Annotated in this window: 20 protein-coding genes; 4 read left to right on the top strand and 16 right to left on the bottom strand. The window is 69.6% G+C overall.

Annotation, left to right across the window (positions count from 1 at the left end):
* The 4 genes from ABD784_RS07690 to pdhA form a co-directional block, all read right to left on the bottom strand.
* On the bottom strand, nucleotides 1-624 hold the full coding sequence (locus ABD784_RS07690; protein ID WP_344882396.1) for a TetR family transcriptional regulator: 624 nt from the start codon (nucleotides 622-624) through the stop codon (nucleotides 1-3).
* Between the two features lie 277 nt (nucleotides 625-901).
* A complete protein-coding gene (locus ABD784_RS07695; RefSeq protein WP_344882399.1) occupies nucleotides 902-2,521 on the bottom strand; it encodes a dihydrolipoamide acetyltransferase family protein in 1,620 nt (539 codons plus the stop codon).
* A 2-nt stretch (nucleotides 2,522-2,523) separates the two neighbouring features.
* Entirely contained in the window at nucleotides 2,524-3,672 is a 1,149-nt protein-coding gene (locus ABD784_RS07700) for an alpha-ketoacid dehydrogenase subunit beta (RefSeq protein ID WP_344882402.1), read from the bottom strand.
* On the bottom strand, nucleotides 3,669-4,865 hold the full coding sequence (gene pdhA / locus ABD784_RS07705; protein ID WP_344882405.1) for a pyruvate dehydrogenase (acetyl-transferring) E1 component subunit alpha: 1,197 nt from the start codon (nucleotides 4,863-4,865) through the stop codon (nucleotides 3,669-3,671). The genes ABD784_RS07700 and pdhA overlap by 4 nt, the downstream gene beginning before the upstream one ends.
* 197 nt (nucleotides 4,866-5,062) lie before the next feature.
* Here pdhA and ABD784_RS07710 point away from each other — a divergent pair, with 197 nt between their 5' ends.
* Both ABD784_RS07710 and ABD784_RS07715 read left to right on the top strand, forming a co-directional pair.
* Nucleotides 5,063-5,512 carry an Lrp/AsnC family transcriptional regulator gene (locus ABD784_RS07710; RefSeq protein WP_344882408.1) on the top strand — a complete coding sequence of 150 codons (450 nt, stop codon included), beginning with the start codon at nucleotides 5,063-5,065 and terminating at the stop codon, nucleotides 5,510-5,512.
* Between the two features lie 55 nt (nucleotides 5,513-5,567).
* A complete protein-coding gene (locus ABD784_RS07715) occupies nucleotides 5,568-6,470 on the top strand; it encodes a class I SAM-dependent methyltransferase (protein WP_344882411.1) in 903 nt (300 codons plus the stop codon).
* 69 nt (nucleotides 6,471-6,539) lie between these two features.
* On the opposite strand, the gene ABD784_RS07720 is transcribed toward ABD784_RS07715, so the two are convergent.
* From ABD784_RS07720 to ABD784_RS07740, 5 genes are all read right to left on the bottom strand, one after another.
* On the bottom strand, nucleotides 6,540-7,574 hold the full coding sequence (locus ABD784_RS07720) for a dioxygenase family protein (RefSeq protein ID WP_344882413.1): 1,035 nt from the start codon (nucleotides 7,572-7,574) through the stop codon (nucleotides 6,540-6,542).
* A gap of 245 nt (nucleotides 7,575-7,819) precedes the next feature.
* The gene (locus ABD784_RS07725) at nucleotides 7,820-8,452 is read right to left on the bottom strand and encodes a superoxide dismutase (RefSeq protein ID WP_344882416.1); all 633 of its coding nucleotides are present in this window, start codon (nucleotides 8,450-8,452) and stop codon (nucleotides 7,820-7,822) included.
* 210 nt (nucleotides 8,453-8,662) lie between these two features.
* Nucleotides 8,663-9,196: a flavin reductase family protein gene (locus ABD784_RS07730; RefSeq protein ID WP_344882419.1), complete on the bottom strand. Its 534-nt coding sequence runs from the start codon at nucleotides 9,194-9,196 to the stop codon at nucleotides 8,663-8,665.
* A 146-nt stretch (nucleotides 9,197-9,342) separates the two neighbouring features.
* Nucleotides 9,343-9,789: a redox-sensitive transcriptional activator SoxR gene (gene soxR / locus ABD784_RS07735; protein ID WP_344882422.1), complete on the bottom strand. Its 447-nt coding sequence runs from the start codon at nucleotides 9,787-9,789 to the stop codon at nucleotides 9,343-9,345.
* A 22-nt stretch (nucleotides 9,790-9,811) separates the two neighbouring features.
* Nucleotides 9,812-10,246 carry a toxin-antitoxin system YwqK family antitoxin gene (locus ABD784_RS07740; RefSeq protein WP_344882425.1) on the bottom strand — a complete coding sequence of 145 codons (435 nt, stop codon included), beginning with the start codon at nucleotides 10,244-10,246 and terminating at the stop codon, nucleotides 9,812-9,814.
* Nucleotides 10,247-10,429: 183 nt separating this feature from the next.
* Here ABD784_RS07740 and ABD784_RS07745 point away from each other — a divergent pair, with 183 nt between their 5' ends.
* On the top strand, nucleotides 10,430-10,810 hold the full coding sequence (locus tag ABD784_RS07745; RefSeq protein WP_344882428.1) for a DUF1622 domain-containing protein: 381 nt from the start codon (nucleotides 10,430-10,432) through the stop codon (nucleotides 10,808-10,810).
* A gap of 15 nt (nucleotides 10,811-10,825) precedes the next feature.
* Here the strand turns inward: ABD784_RS07745 and ABD784_RS07750 are convergent, their stop codons facing one another.
* From ABD784_RS07750 to ABD784_RS07780, 7 genes are all read right to left on the bottom strand, one after another.
* Complete coding sequence (locus ABD784_RS07750; RefSeq protein WP_344882431.1) at nucleotides 10,826-11,608, bottom strand: enoyl-CoA hydratase/isomerase family protein; 783 nt, start codon at nucleotides 11,606-11,608, stop codon at nucleotides 10,826-10,828.
* Between the two features lie 68 nt (nucleotides 11,609-11,676).
* Nucleotides 11,677-12,870, bottom strand: a complete 1,194-nt coding sequence (gene paaE / locus ABD784_RS07755) for a 1,2-phenylacetyl-CoA epoxidase subunit PaaE (protein WP_344883475.1) — start codon at nucleotides 12,868-12,870, stop codon at nucleotides 11,677-11,679.
* Between the two features lie 29 nt (nucleotides 12,871-12,899).
* Nucleotides 12,900-13,403, bottom strand: coding sequence for a 1,2-phenylacetyl-CoA epoxidase subunit PaaD (paaD, locus tag ABD784_RS07760; RefSeq protein ID WP_344882435.1), 504 nt, complete (start codon nucleotides 13,401-13,403; stop codon nucleotides 12,900-12,902).
* A gap of 47 nt (nucleotides 13,404-13,450) precedes the next feature.
* Nucleotides 13,451-14,341 carry a 1,2-phenylacetyl-CoA epoxidase subunit PaaC gene (gene paaC / locus ABD784_RS07765; protein ID WP_344882438.1) on the bottom strand — a complete coding sequence of 297 codons (891 nt, stop codon included), beginning with the start codon at nucleotides 14,339-14,341 and terminating at the stop codon, nucleotides 13,451-13,453.
* Nucleotides 14,338-14,628: a 1,2-phenylacetyl-CoA epoxidase subunit PaaB gene (gene paaB, locus ABD784_RS07770; protein WP_344882440.1), complete on the bottom strand. Its 291-nt coding sequence runs from the start codon at nucleotides 14,626-14,628 to the stop codon at nucleotides 14,338-14,340. Before paaB ends, paaC begins: the two co-directional genes overlap by 4 nt.
* A gap of 4 nt (nucleotides 14,629-14,632) precedes the next feature.
* On the bottom strand, nucleotides 14,633-15,628 hold the full coding sequence (gene paaA / locus ABD784_RS07775; protein ID WP_344882443.1) for a 1,2-phenylacetyl-CoA epoxidase subunit PaaA: 996 nt from the start codon (nucleotides 15,626-15,628) through the stop codon (nucleotides 14,633-14,635).
* A 1,116-nt stretch (nucleotides 15,629-16,744) separates the two neighbouring features.
* Nucleotides 16,745-17,413, bottom strand: a complete 669-nt coding sequence (locus ABD784_RS07780; protein ID WP_344882446.1) for a hypothetical protein — start codon at nucleotides 17,411-17,413, stop codon at nucleotides 16,745-16,747.
* Nucleotides 17,414-18,311: 898 nt separating this feature from the next.
* On the opposite strand from ABD784_RS07780, the gene ABD784_RS07785 reads away from it, so the two are divergent.
* A complete protein-coding gene (locus ABD784_RS07785; RefSeq protein WP_344882449.1) occupies nucleotides 18,312-20,579 on the top strand; it encodes a S9 family peptidase in 2,268 nt (755 codons plus the stop codon).
* Nucleotides 20,580-20,670: the final 91 nt, after the last annotated feature.

The following is a 20,670-nucleotide window of genomic DNA, read 5'->3' on the forward strand; positions in this document are numbered from 1 at the left end:
CTACTTCATGATGACGTTGAGCGCGTCCTCGATGAAGGGCTCCGGGGACTCCTCGCCGGAGAGCGCCCACGTGGTCCAGGCGGCCTGGAGGACGGCGACGAACGCCGACGCCAGATAGACGGAGCGGTTGCTCGGCAGGCCCGCCTCGGAGAGGAACTCGGCGACGTCCGAGCCGCGCTCCATGAGGTACTTGTAGGCGTGTCCGGCGAGCTCGGGGTGGTTGGCCGTCAGCCGCATGCGGATGCGCATGACGTCCCGGTCCTCGGCCGCGATCTTGGTCCGGGCGTAGTCCCGGAGGCGCTCCAGCGCCTGGGCCTCGGTCTCGATGCCGTGGGCGTCGAGCTTCGACTCGTTGGCGACGGCGATCGGCTGGCGGCCGCCCCACACGAGGTCGGCCTTGGAGGTGAAGTAGCGGTACAGACTCTTGCGCCCAATGCCCGCCTCCTTGGAGATCTGGTCCATCGTGACGAGGTCGTAGCCCCGCTCGTCGAAGAGCCGCAGCGCGCAGGCCGCGGTCGCCTCCGCGTCGATCACCGCCGGCCGACCCACGGTACGGCGCTTCCTCGCTTTGTCCCCGGGCTTCTCGGGCGAGAGGACCGCGAAGGGGGTGATGCGTTCAGGCATGCTTCTCTTCCAAACGTCGAACCGGTGCGGAGGCGGCCGGCGTTTCGCGGAAGCGTATCTCCAAGGATGGGGGCATCCCCAGGGTCCATAGAGCCGCGGCCTTGAGAAACCGGCGCACACCCCCATTATGCAACATGGTGGCACCGGGGCCGATGGGCGCCACCGCCCACCGGCCCGGCATGCCGGCGCTGCCGACGGCGGCGCTGCCCCCATCGGCCCGGCCCACTCGGTCCTGCGCGTCCGACAGGCCCTCCAGGTCCTACAGGCCCTACAGGTCCTACAGGTCCGCGAGGACCGTGCCCGGGTTCTCGATCGCATCCGCGACGTAGCGGAGGAATCCGCCGGCGACGCCGCCGTCGCAGACCCGGTGGTCGAACGCCAGGGTCAGCTCGGTGACCTTGCGGACGGCGAGCTGGCCGTCCACCACCCACGGCTTGTCCACGATCCGTCCGACGCCGAGGATCGCCGCCTCCGGGTAGTTGATGATGGCGGCGGAGCCGTCCACCCCGAAGACCCCGTAGTTGTTCAGCGTGAACGTGCCACGCGTCAGCTCGGCCGGCGTGCACTTGCCCTCGCGCGCCACCTCGGTGAGGCGGCGCAGCTCGGCGTCGAGCTGGCGGGCACTCAGGTGGTGCGCGCCCTCGACGCTCGGCACCACCAGGCCGCGGTCCGTCTGCGCGGCGAAGCCGAGGTTCACGCCGTCGAACTGCACCAGCTCCTGGGCCTCCTGCCCGCGCTCGTCCTGGGTGCGCTCCACACGGGCGTTCAGCTCCGGGAAGCGCGCCAGGCCGGCGAGCGCGAACCGCGCGATCAGGGCCAGCAGACCCGGCGCCCCGCCCGGCGTCGACTTCAGCGACGCGCGCAGCTCCACGAGCGCGGTCGCGTCGACGTCCACCCACACGGTGGCCTCGGGGATCTCGGTGCGCGAGCGCGTCATCGCCTGCGCGATCGTCTTGCGCACCCCCTTGACCGGGGTCCGCGCGGCGATCGGCAGGCCGGTCCTGGCGTCGCGTACGACGCCGTCGCCCGGCTCCCCGGCACCCGCCGCCGAGGCGCCCGCGCCGGTGCCGGCCGCGCTGGTGTCCGTGCTGTCGGCCGCGGGCGAGCCGCCTGCGATGGCCGCCTCCACGTCGGTGCGGAGGATCAGGCCCTCCGGCCCCGTCCCCGCCAGGGAGGCGAGGTCGAGCCGGTGCTCGCGGGCGAGCCGGCGCACGATCGGGTTGATGACGCGCGGCGCCAGCCCGGGCTCGGCCGCCGATGCGCCGCCGCCTCCGGCCTGGGCATCGCCTCGGACCTCCACCCCGACCGGGGGGATGCTGCCCGTGGTGGACGGGTGTCCCGGCCCGGCCGGCAGGGGCCGGGGATCTCCGCCGCGGTAGGCCTTGGGCAGGCGGGTCCGGCGGCGTGCGCCCTGTCCGCCGGGTGTGCCGTAGCCGATCAGGACGTTGCCGGAGCCGGAGTCCTCCGCCTCGGCCGGGGCTTCCGTGGCCGCGGCGGCGTTCGCGCGCTTCGGGTCGGCCTCCCCGGACGGGGCGGCGACCCCCGCGAGCTCCTCCTCGAGGTACGGCTGGGCGCCCTCGGTCCCGGGTCCGGCCGGCGAACCGGCACCGCTGGAGGCGCCGGCTCCGTCGGGGGTCCCGCCATCCGGCTGGGATCCGGCGAGCTCGACGCTGATCAGCGGCTTCCCGACGTCGAGCGTCTGGCCGGGCTCGCCGTGGAGCTCGCGCACCACGCCGGCGAACGGGCAGGGCACCTCCACTGACGACTTGGCGGTCTCCACCTCGGCGATCGACTGGTCCACCACCACGGTGTCGCCGACCGCGACGTGCCAGCCGAGCAGGTCGGCCTCGGTCAGGCCCTCCCCCAGATCGGGGAGCAGAAAGGTCTTCACGGCCATGGCTATGCCTCCCATTGCAGGTCGTCGACGGCGTCGAGGATGCGGTCCACGCTGGGCAGGAAGTACTCCTCCAGCTTCGGTGCCGGGTAGGGGACGTCGAACCCGGTCACGCGCAGCACGGGCGCGGCGAGCGAGTGGAAGCAGCGCTCCTGCACCCGGGCGGTGATCTCGCTGGCCACCGAGGCGAAGCCCGGCGTCTCCGCGATGACCACGGCGCGTCCGGTGCGGCGCACGGAGGCGCAGATGGTCTCGTCGTCCAGCGGGACGATGGTGCGGACGTCGACCACCTCCAGGCTGCGGCCCTCGGCTGCGGCAGCCTCGGCGGCGGCCAGCGCCGTGGGCACGGACGGGCCGTAGGCGATGAGCGTCGCGTCGGTGCCCTCGCGGGCCACGACGGCGCGCCCCTCCGTCCGCTGCGCCTCCCGCCGGGCGCCCGGGCCGTCGCCGTCCGCGGCGGGCGACCCGCCGGCGTCGTACTCCGCGCGCAGCGCGTCCAGGTCCGCGGCGTCCTTGGACCAGTACAGCTTCTTGGGCTCCAGGAAGACCACGGGATCGTCGGAGTCGATCGCCTCGCGCAGCATCCGGTAGGCGTCCGCGACCGTCGCCGGCGCGTAGACCTTGAGCCCCGGCGTGTGGGCGTAGTAGCTCTCCGAGGAGTCGCAGTGGTGCTCCACGCCGCCGATGCCGCCGGCGTAGGGGATGCGCACGACCATCGGGAGGCGCACGGCCCCCCGGGTGCGGTTGTGCATCTTGGCGACGTGGCTGAAGATCTGCTCCAGCGCCGGGTAGGCGAAGGCGTCGAACTGCATCTCGACCACCGGGCGCATGCCGTTCATCGCCATGCCCACGGCCATCCCCACGATGCCCGACTCCGCCAGCGGCGTGTCGAAGCAGCGGTGCTCGCCGAAGCGCGCCGTCAGGCCGTCGGTGATGCGGAAGACGCCGCCGAGGGTGCCGATGTCCTCGCCGAAGAGCACGACGTCGTCGCTCGCCTCCATCGCGTCGGCCAGCGCCGTGTTGAGGGCCTTGGCGAACGTCACGGGCGCGGCCGGGCGCACCCGGCGCTCGGTCTCCTGCGCCGATTCGCGGGCGGCCTGGGCCGTCGCGGTGCTGACGTTGCCGTTGGCGTCCGAAGAGGTGGTGACGGTCATCGGGCTGCCTCCTCGGAGGAATCGGCGGCGGTCCGCGCCAGCTCGTCGGCGAGGAGCGCGGACTGCTCGCGCAGTTGCGGGGTGGGTTCGGTGAAGACGTAGCGGAAGAGGTCCTGCGGGTCCGGGGCGACCTCCTCGTTCAAGCCGTCGCGCAGGGCGGAGGCCACGGACTCGGCGGACGCGGCGATCCGCTCCTCCTCGCCGTCGTCCAGGGCGCCCTGGCCCGCGAGGTAGGCCCGCATGCGGGTGACCGGGTCCTTGGCCATCCACTCCTGGACCTCGGTGTCCTGCCGGTAGCGGGTGGCGTCGTCGGCGTTGGTATGGGCCTGCATGCGGTACGTGTGCGCCTCCACCAGCAGCGGGCCGGAGCCGTCCCGGGCCAGGCGGACAGCCCGGCGGAGGACGGCCAGCAGGGCCACCAGGTCGTTGCCGTCCACGCGCTCGCCGGCCATGCCGTAGCCCACGGCCTTGTGGGCGAGCGACGGCGCGGCGGTCTGGTGGGCCAGCGGGACGGAGATCGCGTACTGGTTGTTCTGGACGAAGAAGACCACGGGCAGCTTGAACACGGCCGCGAAGTTCAGGGCCTCGTGGAAGTCGCCCTCGCTCGTCGCGCCGTCGCCGCACATGGCCAGGACCACCGTGTCCTCGCCGCGGAGCTTCGCGGCGTGGGCGACGCCGACGGCGTGCAGCAGCTGCGTGGTGAGCGGGGTGCACTGGATGCCGACCTTGTACTCGGTGGGGTCGTACCCGCCGTGCCAGTCGCCACGGAAGAGCGTCATCGTCTCCACCGGGTCCACGCCCTTGGTCATGACCGCCACGGAGTCGCGGTAGGTGGGGAACATCCAGTCGTCCTCGCCGAGGCACAGGGCCGCGGCGACCTGGCAGGCCTCCTGGCCGTGGCTCGACGGGTAGACGGCCATGCGGCCCTGGCGCACCAGCGCCGAGTTCTGGTCGTTGACGCGGCGGCCCACCACCAGGGCCTCGTACGCGTCCTTGAGGTCCTCCAGCTCCGGCATCGGGTACTCGTGGCCGGGCGCGGTGCCCTGCTCCTCCACGGGCCGGATCTCGCCGTTCTCGGCGAGGATGCGGATGGACCCGTGCGTCGGCAGGAGGTAGTCCTCCAGCGTGATCCCGAAGCGGCGGGCGGTCTCGTCGAGCGCCACCGCGCTCTCGCCGTCAGTCGACGTGCTCATCGTGCCCCCTATGGCTCAGCTCACAGTTGTTGCAGTGTTGTGAACAAGTATGGCCGCACAGCGACGGTCCGTATCCCGATTTCTCCCATGCAGCAGAAAAGTGAGAACAGATCGCCTATCCTTGAAGACGAATTGTCATCGTGACGCGCGCTACAGCGAGCGGTTTGGACGGTCCTGGACCGGAGAGGAGGAGCGCTGTGCAGAGCCCACCCGTGCAGCTGGACGCGACGGACGAGAGGATCATGGCCGAGCTCCGCCGGGACGCCCGCCAGTCCGTGACGGCGATCGCGCAGAAATGCCACATCTCCCGCGCCCATGCGTACTCCCGCATCAACCGGCTCCAGGACGAGGGCGTCATCCTGCGCTACACCGCGCTGATCGACCCCGTGAAGGCCGGTCTGCAGGCCTCGGCCTACGTGACGCTGAAGCTGCGGCAGCACTCCTGGCGGGAGATGCGCGAGCGGCTCACCGCCATCAAGCAGGTCCACCACATCGGCCTGGTCGGCGGAAATTTCGACGTCATCCTGCTGGTCCGGGCGCAGAACAACGCGGAGCTGCGGCACGTGATCTTCGACCAGCTGCAGTCCATGCCCGGCGTGCTGGACACCCAGACCTTCCTGATCTTCGAGGACGTCGATACGCGCTGAGCGCATCCGGCGCGGACGGCTTCCGCGGCGCCCGCCCGAGGGGCAGACTGGTCCTGTGGAGAACCCAGAGCACCAGCACCGAACCGGACCGACTCAGCACACGGACGGGCGCGCGGCCCATCGCAGCGACGGGCCGCCGCGCGGCACCGGCGGCGGCCGACCTTCTCACGGCAGCGAGGAGCACGCCTTCGACAAGGCGTACTGGGAGGAGCACTGGGAGCAGGCCGATCCCCGTGACACCGGGCCCGACACCCCGCCCAACCCCTACCTCGCCGAGGAGGTCCGGGGCCTGGCACCGGGAACCGCGCTCGACGCCGGATGCGGGACCGGAGCGGAGGCCGTCCACCTCGCGTCCCTGGGGTGGCGGGTCACCGGTGCGGACATCTCGTCGGCGGCGCTGGCGTCCGCCGCCGAGCGGGCCCGGGCGGCCGGGGTCGAGGACCGCACCACCTGGCTCGAGACAGACCTGAGCCAGTGGCGCCCCGCCGAGCACTGGGACCTGGTCACCACGCACTACGCGCATCCGGCCATGCCGCAGCTGGAGTTCTACCGTCGCCTCGCCCGCTGGGTCGCCCCGGGCGGAACACTCCTGCTCGTCGGCCACCTGCACACGCACGGCTCCGGGGACGACGCGCACACGCACGAACACGGACCGGACGAACACGGGCCGGACGAACACGGGCCGGACGAACACGGGCACGCACACACGTCACCCCGATCCGGCGACCACGGTGCGCAGGCGCACGGCTCGGAGGGAACGGACGGACACGGCGGCGACGACGGATTCGAGCCGCCCGAGGAGGCGACGGTGACGCTGGCCGACATGGTGGCCGTGCTGGATCCGGCCCTGTGGTCCGTGGAGACGGCCAAGGAGAACACGCGCGAGTTCCCCCGGCCGGACGGCCAGACCCGGGTCCTGCACGACGTCATCGTCCGCGCCACGCGCGTTCCGGAGTGAGCACTCCCCGGCGGCGGGTGTGAGCAGCACCGCTGGCGATGCCCGGCCGCCGGGTCAGGGGCGGCCGGGTCAGGGGCGGCCGGGCATCGCCCCGCTGGTCCCCGGGCCCGAGCCCATGACCCAGCCCGAGTGCGCCTCGGTGCGGGTGTCCACCCCGACCGTCAGGCGGGCGACGAATCCCGTGCCCTGCCGCGTCACCTCGGCCAGCTGGCGCTCGCCGCCGTCATCGCCGAAGACCAGGTCGGAGCCCAGACGCACGTTCTCCAGGTTGCGCCGGGAGGGCTCGTAACCGGCTGCGGCGTAGGCCTCGTCGCACGCGTCCTCCGGGAAGGCGACCTGGCTGACGGCGATGGCGTTGTCCGCGGAGACGATCGAGCTCTGGTCCGGGTAGACCTCGAAGTGGATGTGGGGCCAGCGGCCCGCGTAGCAGCCGGGGAAGATCGTCCGGAACCGGACCCGGCCGGCGTCGTCGGCGATCTGCACCCCGCGCAGATAGTTCTGCTCGGCGGCCTCGGCCGAGTACATCGAGTAGTTCCCGGCCCGGTCCGCCTGCCAGACGTACACCGCAGCGCCCGCGAACGGCGCGTCGCCGGCGGCGATGTCCACGATCTGCAGCTCCAGGTCCAACAGCACGCCCTCGGCGGTCCCGGACGCCTCCCCGTAGCTGCTCCTGATGTCCGAGCGGACCACCCCGCTCTGGGTCAGGGCGTCCGGACCGTTGGAGCCGTCCGCGGGGTAGGGTCCCGAGGTCTCGTCGGGGATCTCGGGCACGCTGCCCGCGCCTCGCGCGGCCGTGACGCCCTCCTCGGCCGGGGCGGGCGAGCAGGCGGCGAGCCCGGCCGCGAGCGCGCCCAGGCCGAGCACGCGCAGGAGACCGCGGCGCTGGAGGAGGGTGTCGACGTCGAACGCGAGGCCCTGCTCCTCGAGGACCTCGCTCTGGCGGGGAAGCCGGCGTCCGGCGAAGACTCGCGAGCCGTCCGACGGGATGGCCGGGGCGTCCTCGAGCTCGCCGAGCCCCTCGTCCAGGTCCTCGCTGCGGCGCAGCGGTACGCCGTCGGGGGCGGTCTCGGCCGTGAGCTCGGTACTGGCCGGGTTCGAGTTCATCTGTACTCCTCTTCGTCGAGGCTGTGCTCCGGACCTGCAGTACGGGCGGTCCGCGGCGGCGGACCGTCTTTCGAGGCGTCTGAGACGGACTCTAGGCTGTGGACCTCGACGGAAGCTGGGCCGTGGTCGGATTCTACCTGTGCGTCCGCGGGACGGCGGCCGGACAGAACGACGCCGCCCGGAGAACCGGGCGGCGTCGCACTGTCTTGTTGATCCCGCCTTGAGACTGCCGGCGGGCGGACCGGCTAGGAGCCGAGGGTGATGAGCTTCGGGGCGCCGGCGCGGGCCGCCTCGAAGCGGGCCGAGACGTCGGCCCAGTTCACGATGTTCCAGAAGGCCTTGACGTAGTCGGCCTTGACGTTCTGGTAGTCGAGGTAGAAGGCGTGCTCCCACATGTCCAGCATGAGCAGCGGGGTGGTGGCCACCGGGACGCCGTTCTGCTGGTCGTACATCTGCTCGATCACCAGGTTGCCACCGATGGGCTCGTAGGCGAGGATCGCCCAGCCGGAGCCCTGGATGGTGGTCGCCGCACCGGTGAAGTGGCCCACGAAGCCGTCGAACGAGCCGAAGAACTCGTCGATCGCCGCAGCCAGCTCGCCGGTCGGCTTGTCGCCCCCCTCCGGGGAGAGGTTGTTCCAGAAGATCGAGTGGTTGATGTGGCCACCCAGGTTGAACTGCAGGTCCTTGGAGAGCTTCGCGGCAGCGGCGGCGTCGCCGTTGCCACGGGCCTCGGCCATCTTCTCCAGCGCGGTGTTCGCGCCGGTGACGTAGGCGTTGTGGTGCTTGGAGTGGTGCAGCTCCATGATCCGCGCCGAGATGTGCGGCTCGAGGGCGGCGTAGTCGTAGTTCAACTCCGGCAGGGTGTACTTGGCAGTCATGCCACTTCCTTTCGTTGGTTCGCGTGCAGGATGCACGCTCGTGACGTCTCACGCGCCTCGGCCCCACGGTGGCCGCGCCCCGAGGGACACGTCAACAGGACTCCGGCGCTCAGCTTCACTTCAGACCGTGCTCTGCGGAATCGCCCAGCAGCCCTTCAGGCGCCGTCGACCGCGTAGCCACGTCCCAGACTGCCACATAGTCACTGCAAGTCACAGTGACGTTGCGGTATGGAACGAACGGTCTCGGTAGATGAGCGGAGTGCCCTCCCCCGGGCCCTCCAGGACCTCGACGACCTCGGCCGCCACCAGGACCGATCCACCGATCGGCAGGCGCTCGAGGAGCCGGCAGCGCAGCGCCCAGGGAGCGTCCACGAGCACGGGGTCGCCGTCGGCCGCGCGGTACCAGGTGCCCTGGGCGAAACGCTCGGCGCCCGGCGTGGAGAAGGCCCGGACGGCGTCGAGCTGCTCGGCGGCCATGAGGTGGACCACGACGTGCTCGGCCTCGAGGAGCCGCTGCGCCGACCGCCCGCCCGAGACGGAGAACGAGAGCACTGCGGGGTCGACGGCCACCGAGGCCACCGACGAGGCGGTGATGCCGACGGGGCCCGCCGCGGCGCCGTCGTCCCCCTCCGGGGCCATGGCCGTGACGATGGCGATGCCGGCCGGGTGGGAGCGGAACGCCCGGCGGAAGAGCTCCCCGGTCGCCGCGTGCTGCGCGGCCGTCTCCTGGTGCGTGATAGTCATGCCCTCGCCTTCGCGTAGGTTCTCGCGTGCTGCGGCCCGGAACCCTCCCGGACACCACTCACGCTAGGACCTCAACTTTAGTTGAGGTCAAGGGAGATCGTCACGATGTGAGCCAATGCACACCGCATTGGAGGCTCGCACCCCGCTCAGATGTCGAGGGCGGGGGCGCCGGGGCCCTCGGTGCCGAGGACGTCGTCCGGATTGACCATGCGGCACGCTGTCAGCGAGAGGCAGCCGCAGCCGATGCAGCCGTCCAGCCGGTCCCGCAGGTGGGTCAGCCGGACGATCCGGTCCTCGATCACGTCCCGCCATGCGCTGGACATCCGCTGCCAGTCCTCCTGGCTGGGCACCCCGTCCCGGGGCAGATGCTCCAGGGCCGCCGCGACGGTCGCCAGGGGGATGCCCGCCCGCTGCGCCGCACGGATCACGGCGACGCGGCGCAGCACAGACCGCGGGTAGCGCCGCTGGTTTCCGGCGGTGCGTCGGCTGTGGATGAGCCCCTTGCGCTCGTAGAAGTGCAGGGCGGAGACCGCCAGGCCGCTGCGCTCGGCGAGCTGGCCGACGGTGAGCTCCTCCTCCGGATGCTGCTCCAACGGATGCTGCTCCACCGGCCGCTCAGCCGCGGTGGGTGGTCTTGTAGGGCTGGCCCGCCTGGTCGTAGGTGATCCACTCCCCCACGGGCTCGCCGGCCTCGAAATGCCCCGAGCGCTTGAGCGTCCCATCCACGCGGTACCACTCCCAGTAGCCCGTGGGCTGGCCGTCCTCGACGCGGCCCTTGGACCAGCGAGTGGTGCCGTTGGCGTGGTACTTGATGGTGAAGCCGTCCACGACCTCGCTGCGCTTGGGAGCGGGCCCGCCCGCCTTCTCGTCGCTCGTAGCTCTCTCGTCGCTCACTCGATCCACCGTCCGTCCCTCGTCCTCGGTCCCGTTGCGCCCGTCCTCGGTCCCTTTGCGCCCGTCGTCGGTCCGCGCCAGCTTCGCGGCCTGCCGGACCGCTGCGCGCGGGCCCGGCCGATGCCGTATTCCTGCCGGCAGTACCGTCAGGGCCACGCAGTGGCTAGTGTCGCCCTCGGGACCGCCATGGACCGTGCGGCCGACGCTCCGGCCTGCAGCGTCAAATGTACGCCGTCGCCGGGCTCACCGCCCGGCCGCCCATGGCCGGGGACCAAGCCAGGCCAGGAGGTACGGGCCAGGAGGACAGGCACCACCGGGATTCGAGGGGATGGAGCGGGTATGGACTTCCAGGAGGTCATGGAGACCGTCGGCAAGGCCGTCGACGTCGCCGGCGTGGCGGCGATCATCGTCGGCGTCGTCGTCGCCTCGGCGACGGCGCTCGGCGCACTGCTGCGCAGGGACGATCGCGACGGTGTCTACCACGCGTACCGGCGGCGACTCGGTCGCTCGATCCTGCTGGGCCTGGAGCTCCTCGTGGCTGCGGACATCATCCGCACGGTCGCGATCGAGCCGACCTACGATTCCGTGGGCGTCCTGGCGATCATCGTCCTGGTCCGAACGTTCCTGAGCTTCTCGCTGGAGCTCGAGATCACCGGGCGCTGGCCCTGGCAGAAGAGACCGCGCACGACGGCGGACGAACCGGCCCGCGAGCACCGCTGAGAGGCCCGCGCCCTTTCAGCGACCGCGGAACTCCGGCTTCCGCTTCTCCTGGAAGGCGCTGAACCCCTCGGCGTAGTCCTCCGAGGCGCAGAGGTCCGCCTGGGCCTGGTTCTCCCGGGCCATCGACTCCCACAGCCCCAGCCGCTGGTCGCGGACCTGGGCCACGAGCTCCTTGGAGGCGCGGAAGGCGCCGGTGGCACCCAGGGCGACCCGCGCCGCCGTCGTCCGCGTGAAGTCGAGGACTTCCTCGGCCGGCAGGGACCGGCTGAACAGTCCCGAGCGGACGGCCTCCGCGCCGGAGATCAGCTCGGCCGTGTAGATCAGGTCCAGCGTGCGGTGCGCGCCCAACCGCTCGGTGAAGAGATAGTGCCCGCCGGAGTCCAGCGTGGCCCCGAGATTCGCGAACGGCGAGCCGATCTTGGCGTTCTCCGCGACGTAGACGACGTCGGTGGCGATCGCCAGGCCGAGCCCGACGCCCAGGCAGGCGCCCTGCACGGCCGCGAAGGTCGGCGCGGGGAAGACGCTCATCTGCTGCAGCAACGGCTGGACGCGGCCGCCCAGGTAGCCGATCACGTCGTCGTCCGCCGGCACCACGCCGGAGATGTCCCGGCCCGCGCAGAAGCCCCGTCCCTCGCCGCGCAGCACCAGGGCCCGCACGGTGCCGGCCTCTGCCGCCGCCGCGGCCTCGCCGTAGGCGCCGGCGAGCTCGGCGAGCGCCGCCTCGTCCAAGGAGTTCATCTTCTCGGGGGCGTTCAGGGCCACCTCGGCGATGCCGTCGGCGATGTTCAGGTCGATCACGATGCTCCTCGGGGCCGCTGGGGCGGATGGGTTCGGCTGGATTCGGTCAGTCGGGGAAGGGACGCGGATCAGGCGTCGAAGTCGACGGAGACCGCGTCGCTGGTGGGGCGGGACTGGCAGGTCAGGACGTAGCCGGCATCGATCTCGTCCGGCTCGAGCGCATAGTTCTCCGCCATCTTCACGGTGCCGCCCGTCAGCTTGGCGCGGCACGTGCCGCACACGCCGCCGGCGCACGCGAACGGGACGTCCGGACGGGCCCGCAGGGCCGCATTGAGGATCGTCTCGCCGGCGGCGACGGGCGACTGGACCTCTCCGGACAGCCCGTCGAGGCGGAACTCGATCTTGTAGTTCTCTCCGTCCTCGTCGGCCTGGACCGCGCGCCCGATGTGCCCCTCTGGCTTCTGCGGCTGGCCGGTGGTGAACAGCTCGAACCGGATCCGGTCCGCGTCCACGCCCCGGCGCGCCAGGGTGTCGCGGGCCAGCTGCACCAGCTCGAACGGCCCGCAGAGGAACCACTCGTCGACCTCCTCGGCACGGATGACGTTCTCGAGCAGTCGCGTCAGCTTCTCGGAGTCGATCCGGCCGGAGAGCAGCGGGGAGATCCGCTGCTCCCGGGAGAGCACGTGGTGCAGGGCGAAGCGGGACGGGTACCGGTCCTTGAGGTCCGCCAGCTCCTCGAGGAACATGACGTCCGCGGACGCCCGGTTCGCATAGACCAGGTCGAAGCGCGTGTTCTCGTTGGCGGCCAGGACGGTGCGCGCGATCGCGATGACGGGCGTGATGCCGGAACCGGCCGCGACGGCGACGAAGTTGTGCTCGGTGTCCGTGTCGATCGACGCCGGATCGTTCAGGCCCGTGATCTTCTTCGAGACGAACGCGCCCGCCGGGCTCATCACGTCGATCCGGTCGCCGGCGGCGAGCTCCTCGTTGGCCCACGTGGAGAAGATGCCGCCGAGGTCCCGCTTGATGGCCACCCGGATCTCGCCGGGCGTCGGCTCGGCGCAGATCGAGTAGCTGCGCCGCACCTCGTGCACGTTGCCCTCGGCGTCGGGCAGCTCCTTGCGCAGGGCCACGTACTGGCCCGGCAGGTAGTCGAACTCGCCCTCGAGGCCGGCCGGCACCGCGAACGTCACCTCGATCGCCTCGGCGGTCAGCCGGCGCACGCCGGCGACCTCCAGGGGGTGGAAGGACGCGCGACGGCGGGGCGCCGCACCGTCCTGACCGGCCGGCGTCGAACCCGGCTCCCCGTCCGGCGCGGGCATGGCGGCGCCTGCGGCCGCAGTGGTTTCAGTCATGAGAGCACCTTGAAGTAGTCGAATGGCTCCAGGCAGTCCAGGCACTGGTAGAGCGCCTTGCAGGACGTGGAGCCGAAGCGGGAGAGTTCCTTGGTCTTCAGCGAGTGGCACCGCGGGCACTTGACGGTCAGGCCGACGGTGACGCGGCCGCGGTGGCCGGTGCCGGTGGGCGGGGCGATGCCGTACTCGGCCAGCTTCGCCTTGCCCTCCTCCGTCATCCAGTCCGTGCTCCAGGCCGGGGAGAGCACCAGCTCGATCCGCGACGCGATCCCGCGGGCCGCGAACACCTTCTCCAGGTCCACGCGGATGGTCTCCATCGCGGGGCAGCCGGAGTAGGTGGGGGTGATGGTCACGGCGACGGTCCCGTCCGGGTCCACCGCGACGTCGCGGAGGATGCCCAGGTCCTCGATGCTCAGCACCGGGATCTCCGGATCCGTCACCTGGGCCGCGATCCGCCGCAGCTCCGCCACGTCCATCTGATGCGCTGTGGTGGCCACCATGTTCACCTCGTCTCTCGCTCTCTGTGCGGCGCCCGGCCTGCTGCCGGCTACCAGCCGGCGCCGGGATGCTTACGGGCCAGGACCTGCATCTCGGCCAGCAGGTAGCCCAGGTGCTCGGAGTGCTCGCCGCGGCGGCCGCCGCCCATGGCGAACGGCACCTGCGGGACCTCGAGCCCGGCCTCGGCCAGGACCGCTGCGATCTGCTCGTCCCACGCGGCGCGCAGCGTCGACGGCGCGACGCCCACGCCGGTGGCCACGACGTCGTCCTGCAGTCCCCGGTCCGTGTACGGCTGGTCGTCGAAGAGCTCGCCGACGTACGGCCACAGGTCCTCGATGGCACGGCGGATCCGAGCGGCCGACTCGTCGGTGCCGCGGCCGAGCCGCAGGGTCCACTGCACGGCGTGGTCGCGGTGGTAGTCGACCTCCTTGACGGCCTTGGCCGCGATGGCGGCGATGGTGGAGTCCGTGGACTCGGCCAGCCGCTGGTACAGCAGGTCCTGGTAGACGGAGACGAACAGCTGGCGGGCGATGGTCACGCCGAAGTCGCCGTTGGGCTGCTCCACGAGATGGCTGGAGCGGAACTCATCCTCCTCGCGCCAGTAGGCCAGATCGTCCTCGGTCTTGCCCCAGAACTTGCCGGCGTAGGTGAGGAAGGAACGCGCATGGCCGAGCTGGTCCAGCGCGATGTTGCCGAGCGCGATGTCCTCCTCGATCTCCGGGGCGCGGGAGATCCACCAGGAGAGCCGCTGGGCCAGGATCAGGGCGTCGTCGCCCAGCCACAGTGCGTACTCGGCGACGGCCTCGGACGACGGCGGCTCGCCCTGGACGGCGATGTCCTCCGGTCGGAGGGCGTTGCCGGGGGTGACGCGCGTGGCCGAGGCGGTGATGTCGCCGAAGCTCTGGAACTCGTCCAGATCGGCGGTCTCGCGGCTGCTCACAGGTGCTTCACCCCTTCGCTCTTCGTGTAGTACGTGGCGTGGCGGTAGTCCTTGCCCTTGGGCGACTCGAAGAACTGGTCTTTCGCGCCGGGATCGGAGGCGATGATGTCCTCTGAGCGGACCACCCAGATGGAGACGCCCTCGTTGCGGCGCGTGTAGAGGTCCCGCGCGTTGCGCAGGGCCATCTCCTGGTCCGGAGCGTGCAGGGAGCCGGCGTGGACGTGGGAGAGCCCGCGCGACGAGCGGACGAAGACCTCCCAGAGGGGCCAGATGGTGGTGTCGGTCATCGGATCAGGCCGCCTTCTCATTGGTCTTCGCCGCGTAGGCGGCTGCTGCTTCGCGCACCCAGGCGCCGTCCTCGTGAGCCTCGCGGCGGCGCTGCAGGCGCTGGGCGTTGCAGGGGCCGTTGCCGGCGAGGACCGCCTTGAACTCGTCCCAGTTCAGGTCCTGGTGGATCCACTTGCCGGACTCCTCGTCGAAGCGCAGGTCCGGATCCGGCAGGGTGAGGCCCAGGACCTTCGCCTGCTCCACGATCATGCCGACGAACCGCTGGCGCAGGTCGTCGTTCGAGAAGCGCTTGATGTTCCAGGCCATGGACTGCTTGGAGTTCGGGGAGTCGGCGTCCGGCGGGCCGAACATCATCAGGGAGGGCTCGTAGAAGCGGTTCACGGCGTCCTGCGCCATCTTCTTCTGCTCCGCCGTGCCGCGGGAGAGCTCCAGCAGGATCTCGAATCCCTGACGCTGGTGGAAGGACTCCTCCTTGCAGATGCGCACCATGGCGCGGCCGTAGGGGCCGTAGGAGGCGCGGCACAGCGGCACCTGGTTGGCGATGGCGGCGCCGTCGACCAGCCAGCCGATCGCCCCCATATCGGCCCAGGTGCGGGCCGGATAGTTGAAGATCGAGGAGTACTTGGCGCGGCCCGTCAGGAGCTGCTCGTTGAGCACGTGGCGCGGCGTGCCGAGGGTCTCGGCGGCCGAGTAGAGGTAGAGGCCGTGGCCCGCCTCGTCCTGGACCTTGGCCATGAGGATGGCCTTGCGCTTCAGGCTCGGTGCGCGTGTGATCCAGTTGGCCTCCGGCTGCATGCCGATGATCTCGGAGTGCGCGTGCTGGGACACCTGCCGGGTCAGCGTCTTGCGGTAGCCCTCCGGCATCCAGTCACGCGGCTCGATCCGGGAGTCCTGCGCGATGATCTCGTCGAAGCGCGCCTGGCCTGCCTCGTCCTCGGGCGACAGGACCGCCTGCAGGCGCCCGCCGTCGCCGGCCTGCGTGCTGGTGTGCTCAGCCATGGTGACCTCACTCGTCGTACGTTCGATGGCGGTCGGATTATTTACTGACCGTTCGTTCAGGATATGCGGACCGAGCCGAGTGGTCAACACCACAGGGCGGTGTGGGCCGGAGGACACTCCTACGCAGGGACCTTCGGCCCATGGATTCAATTCGGCCTCCAGCGACTTCTCCTCCACAGGGCTGTTGAGGGTCTTGGTCGTGCACAGGCGGGATGTCGTCCCGGGCGTGGAGGGCGGTGCGGGGCGAGGAGGGGTATGGATTTCAGCGGCGGAGTGAGCGGGGCAGGCGAGGTGCCAGCAGGGACCGCGGGCGCCTCGCCTGCTGCCGTGCCGGCGCGCGCTGCCTGTTTCGATGCTCGGCCAGCATCTGGTGCCGACCGGTTTGTAGCGGATCGGTCCGCGGGACCAGGCCTGGTCCTACCCCAGCCCATGCCGTCTCCGCTGCCACCTCAGACAATGCCATATGGGACGTCACCGCTACCGTAGACATTGGCCCCCAGGCCTCGGGCTCGCCGCATGCGGCGGATCAACTGGACCGTTGGGAGGCCGCGTTGTCGCCGTAGCACGGGTTGTGGTGGAGACGGCCGAGGTGGCCTGCGGATCAGATCTCGCTCGAAATGCGCGAAAACTCCGATTAACATCCGCACGCAAGCGGTGTCGACCAGAGCCTCGGCCCGCGCCTCTGCCTGCTGGACTGGAATCTAGACCCGGGCATACCCAAAGAGGTGTCCGACCCGGCCCACGTGTTGGTCGCCATAGCCATAAACCTAGCCGTTTCCCCTTGGGACCAATCACGTTGAACCGAAGGTTTTGAAGCGCACCACAGCGGATCGCCTCGAAGACCCAGCGCCATCGAAAGATGGTGCATTAGACGCCAATAGTCGTACACACTGCGTACTAGTATCCGCAGGCGGGACATTCTGCAAGTCAAGTTGGCGACGAAACCGCGAGCGACAGGCAATCGTCGAAACTCGGGCGTCTGCTGGGACAATAACGACACTATCCACACCCGCCCGCGATCGGCCGGTCACAAAGTCGTTCTCGGCGCTCCATTGCGGCATTTTCCTCGGTGCTTTGCGGCTCGCATCCATGAACTGGCACCGAGCGGCACCGACGCTATTCCTCCCGCGCCGGCAGATCCCAATCCTTGCCATCCGGATGGAGTCTGGGCCACTGATTGGTAAGCGTATTGTAAATTTCTGTTGTAATGGTTGCCGCCGAGGCTGGCAAAGGCGACGCAACGACCAGGCCATCAGACGGGATAGCGGGTTCAACCGGTCTCCCAGAACTTAGTTCGACCGCTCCCCCGAAGCATAGGGCGTCCGGGCCCGGCTCCATTGAAAGGCCAAGGCTTCCCTCCCTTGCAAGGGCCCTCATTCGCCGCTGTAACTTGTCTACGTGCGCTCCGCCTTCTTTATTGGCGAGCGCGAGAATAATGTCTTTACGACTAAACATGTCCCCCCAAACATCTTTCATGACAGGTTCCAACCACCACGTTTCGAAATCGACCGCAACGCCGATCTCCTCAATAAAACCGGCCGGTAGTGGAGTGAAACTGCGCATATTCGTGTCAAAAAGAGCCAGATTGAATGTTGCTATCAGGTTTGCGGGGTCGACCGACCCCGACGATATCCAAAACAACTTATCTTTGACGTCCATCTGCTTGAGTAGGCTTCGACTGGAGGTCGTATCGTGCACCAGGACGCGAATTGTCGCGGCCAACCGCTTTGCCTCGGCAATGCTGCCGGCCCTGTAGAGTCGCATACTTGCTGCCAGGAAGGACATTTGCTCTCCCAGATGCTCGAACAGCTCTAGGTTCTCTTGTTCGTCCGACGCCAATAGATCTCACCAACCCGCGTAGATTTGAGAAGAGCGCCCACGCTCACATGCCAAACGTAGACCCCAGGGTCGGCCGCATGCAGCCGCTTCAGCTTCGTGATAAGCAGCTCGTCATGCACCGTCTGGGCGGACTTCGGACGGGTCTTCGTAGCCCGGTAGCCGCGAGAGGCGACGAACCCACGCTCTGACCGATTCGATACCCGCGCAGATGGGCTCAAGCGGCGAACTGACTCCGGTAGAATCAATGTATCGGAATCATCTCGTCGTGGGACGGACACGTTCCGCTGCGAGGGGAACCGACCTAGGCTGAGGGACGCCGTTCGCTCGCTTCTGTTCTGCGTTCTTCCGCTTAAGCCAGCGATCTCCTCCGCGACATTCACTCCCGACCTGCGTCGACGTCGGCGGCTTCGCACCACTGACGCAGCGCCTCAGTCGAGACACCGAGCTTCGACGTCCCTGACCACGGTGTAGCGCGACGGGGCGTTCTCGGCTTCCAAACCCTCGGTCACCATATGCACAGCACGACCCCGAGACGATTGTAAGCACTTCTCGGGCACATCCAAATCCTCCTAATAGGCGATCGGATCTAAATTCCGGGCGATTCAGCCGCCCGGCTACTCCTGCGCAACTTCCACCCCGACACCACCGCCCAAACGACGCTGAACCTCACACCACCGACCGAACCCGACCCCATCCCCTTCTGATGACTGCGGACCCGGATCGACTGCGGGATCGCGATCAGGCGGGGAACGCCGGACGGATCCCCGGGCTTTTGGCACAGCCCATCGCGAACATGGCGCATGTTTCGTGCGCTCGATCCGAATCGTGGAGTTCAATGGGGAGCATGACCGATACCGCAGGCGCGGCCCCCCAGGCCGCAGCAGACCCGACCGATCCGGCGCCGACCAACTCCGCGCTCGCGACCGCCGCCCAGGACCGTCCGACGCCGCCGGTGGCGCGGAAGGCACCGGTGGAACGAACGCATCACGGCGACACGTTCGTCGACGACTACGAGTGGCTCCGTGAGAAAGAGGATGCCGAGGTGGTCGCGCACCTGGAGGCGGAGAATGCCTACGCCGAAGCCGTGACGGCCGACCAGCAGCCGCTCCGAGAGGCGATCTTCGAAGAGATCAAGGCGCGCACCGAGGAGACCGATCTGTCGGTCCCGTCGCGCAAGCGGGGCTGGTGGTACTTCGTCCGCACGGAAGAAGGCCAGCAGTACCCGGTGCATTGCCGGGTCGCCGCGCATGACACTGAAGACCTGGCAGCCGATTGGACTCCACCGACCATCACGCCCGGGGAACCGTTCGAGGGCGAGCAGATCCTCCTCGACGGAAATGTCGAGGCGCAGGGCCAGCCGTTCTTCTCTCTCGGGGGCATGGCCGTCTCCGAGGACGGGAACCTGCTGGCCTATGCCGTCGACAATGCCGGCGACGAACGCTTCACGCTACGCATCAAGGACCTCCGGACGGGCGAGCTGCTCCCCGACACCGTGGAGAACGTGTTCTACGGGCTGGTCTTCTCCCCCGACGGTCGACGTGTCTACTACACGGTCGTCGACGACTTCTGGCGCCCGCACCAGATCAAGGTGCACGCCTTGGGCACGGACGCGGCCGACGACCGTGTGCTGTTCGAAGAGGCCGATCCGGGGATGTGGACCGGATTCGACGTCTCCCCCGACCGCACCGAGCTGCTCATCGGCGTCGGAAACTCCGAGTACTCGGAGACGCTCTCCGTCGACCTGACCGACGAGCGAGCCGAGCCACGACTGCTCCTGTCCCGCGATGCCCGAGTGCTCCACAGCATCGACCCCGTCACTCTGGACGGTGAACGCCAGTACGTCGTGACGCACAATCGCGGCCCGGCGACCGATGATGCCGTGAACAACATGGTCTCCCTCGTCGCCTCCACGGAATTCGACAAACCCTTCGCCGAGCAGCAGTGGCGCACCGTTGTGGAGCACCGCGACGACGTCAAGGTGGAGGGGACGGCGGTGACCCGCACGCACCTGATCGTCTCGGTCCGGAAGGACACCACGGAGCGCGTCCAGATCATCCCGCTCTCCGGGCTCGGCACTCCCGCGCAGGCCGAGGCCGCCGAGCCCGAGTTCGACGAGACTCTGTACACATGCGCCCTCGCCGGGGCCGAATACGAGTCCCCGGTCATCCGGCTGGTCTACACATCCTTCCTGACGCCGTCCTCCGTCTACGACTACGTCCTGGCCAGCGGTGCCCTGGAACTCCGCAAGGAGACCACGGTTCATCACTTCGACCGGGCCCAGTACATCGCGGAGCGCGACTGGGCGACCGCGGCCGACGGCACGCGGATCCCGGTGACGATCATCCGCCACCGTTCCGTGCAGCCGGACGGCACGAACCCCGCGCTCGTGTACGGCTACGGCAGCTACGAGATCAGCATGGACCCCGCCTTCGGCATCCCGCGGCTCAGCGTGCTGGATCGAGGCGTCGTCTTCGTCATCGCTCACGTGCGCGGTGGAGGTGAGCTGGGCCGCCGCTGGTACGACGACGGCAAGAAGCTTGCGAAGAAGCACTCCTTCACGGACTTCATCACCGTCACCGAGCATGTGATCGACCGCGGCTGGGCGGCACCCGACCGCGTCGCCGCCATGGGCGGATCGGCCGGCGGCCTGCTCATGGGAGCCGTCGTGAACCTCGCCCCGCAGCTCTACCGGGCCGTGCTCGCACAGGTGCCCTTCGTCGACGCGCTCACGTCGATCCTGGATCCGGAGCTGCCGCTGTCCGCACTCGAGTGGGAGGAATGGGGAAACCCCATCGAGGACCGCGAGGTCTACGAGTACATGAAGTCCTACTCGCCCTACGAGAATATCGCCGCGGTGCCGTATCCGCGGATCGCCGCCGTGACGAGCTTCAACGACACCCGCGTCCTCTACGTGGAGCCGGCCAAGTGGGTGCAGAAGCTCCGCGAGACGACGACGGGCCACGAGCCGATCGTCATGAAGATCGAGATGGACGGCGGGCACGGCGGCGCCTCGGGCCGCTACGAGGGGTGGAAGGACCGGGCGTGGGACTACGCCTTCGTCCTCGACGCGCTCGGCGCCGTCGAACCGCTCGAGGGCGTCCGCATCGCCTAGGCCCGGGACCGGTTGGCTCACCTCGGTCCGCGCGGTGGGCCACCGGACACGCCTGTGGCCCGGCAGCACCTCTCGGTGCCGCCGGGCCACA

It is taken from the genome of Zhihengliuella alba, assembly GCF_039538765.1.
GTDB lineage: Bacteria > Actinomycetota > Actinomycetes > Actinomycetales > Micrococcaceae > Zhihengliuella > Zhihengliuella alba.

What these genes read in the sequence shown, in the direction of transcription:
- paaA (WP_344882443.1), bottom strand. Translation starts at nt 15,628, where the DNA reads ATGGCTGAGCACACCAGCACGCAGGCCGGCGACGGCGGGCGCCTGCAG.
- paaE (WP_344883475.1), bottom strand. Translation starts at nt 12,870, where the DNA reads ATGCCCGCGCCGGACGGGGAGCCGGGTTCGACGCCGGCCGGTCAGGAC.
- ABD784_RS07695 (WP_344882399.1), bottom strand. Translation starts at nt 2,521, where the DNA reads ATGGCCGTGAAGACCTTTCTGCTCCCCGATCTGGGGGAGGGCCTGACC.
- ABD784_RS07725 (WP_344882416.1), bottom strand. Translation starts at nt 8,452, where the DNA reads ATGACTGCCAAGTACACCCTGCCGGAGTTGAACTACGACTACGCCGCC.
- ABD784_RS07690 (WP_344882396.1), bottom strand. Translation starts at nt 624, where the DNA reads ATGCCTGAACGCATCACCCCCTTCGCGGTCCTCTCGCCCGAGAAGCCC.
- ABD784_RS07745 (WP_344882428.1), top strand. Translation starts at nt 10,430, where the DNA reads ATGGACTTCCAGGAGGTCATGGAGACCGTCGGCAAGGCCGTCGACGTC.
- pdhA (WP_344882405.1), bottom strand. Translation starts at nt 4,865, where the DNA reads ATGAGCACGTCGACTGACGGCGAGAGCGCGGTGGCGCTCGACGAGACC.
- paaD (WP_344882435.1), bottom strand. Translation starts at nt 13,403, where the DNA reads ATGGTGGCCACCACAGCGCATCAGATGGACGTGGCGGAGCTGCGGCGG.
- ABD784_RS07780 (WP_344882446.1), bottom strand. Translation starts at nt 17,413, where the DNA reads ATGTCCTTCCTGGCAGCAAGTATGCGACTCTACAGGGCCGGCAGCATT.
- ABD784_RS07730 (WP_344882419.1), bottom strand. Translation starts at nt 9,196, where the DNA reads ATGACTATCACGCACCAGGAGACGGCCGCGCAGCACGCGGCGACCGGG.
- paaB (WP_344882440.1), bottom strand. Translation starts at nt 14,628, where the DNA reads ATGACCGACACCACCATCTGGCCCCTCTGGGAGGTCTTCGTCCGCTCG.
- ABD784_RS07785 (WP_344882449.1), top strand. Translation starts at nt 18,312, where the DNA reads ATGACCGATACCGCAGGCGCGGCCCCCCAGGCCGCAGCAGACCCGACC.
- ABD784_RS07720 (WP_344882413.1), bottom strand. Translation starts at nt 7,574, where the DNA reads ATGAACTCGAACCCGGCCAGTACCGAGCTCACGGCCGAGACCGCCCCC.
- ABD784_RS07700 (WP_344882402.1), bottom strand. Translation starts at nt 3,672, where the DNA reads ATGACCGTCACCACCTCTTCGGACGCCAACGGCAACGTCAGCACCGCG.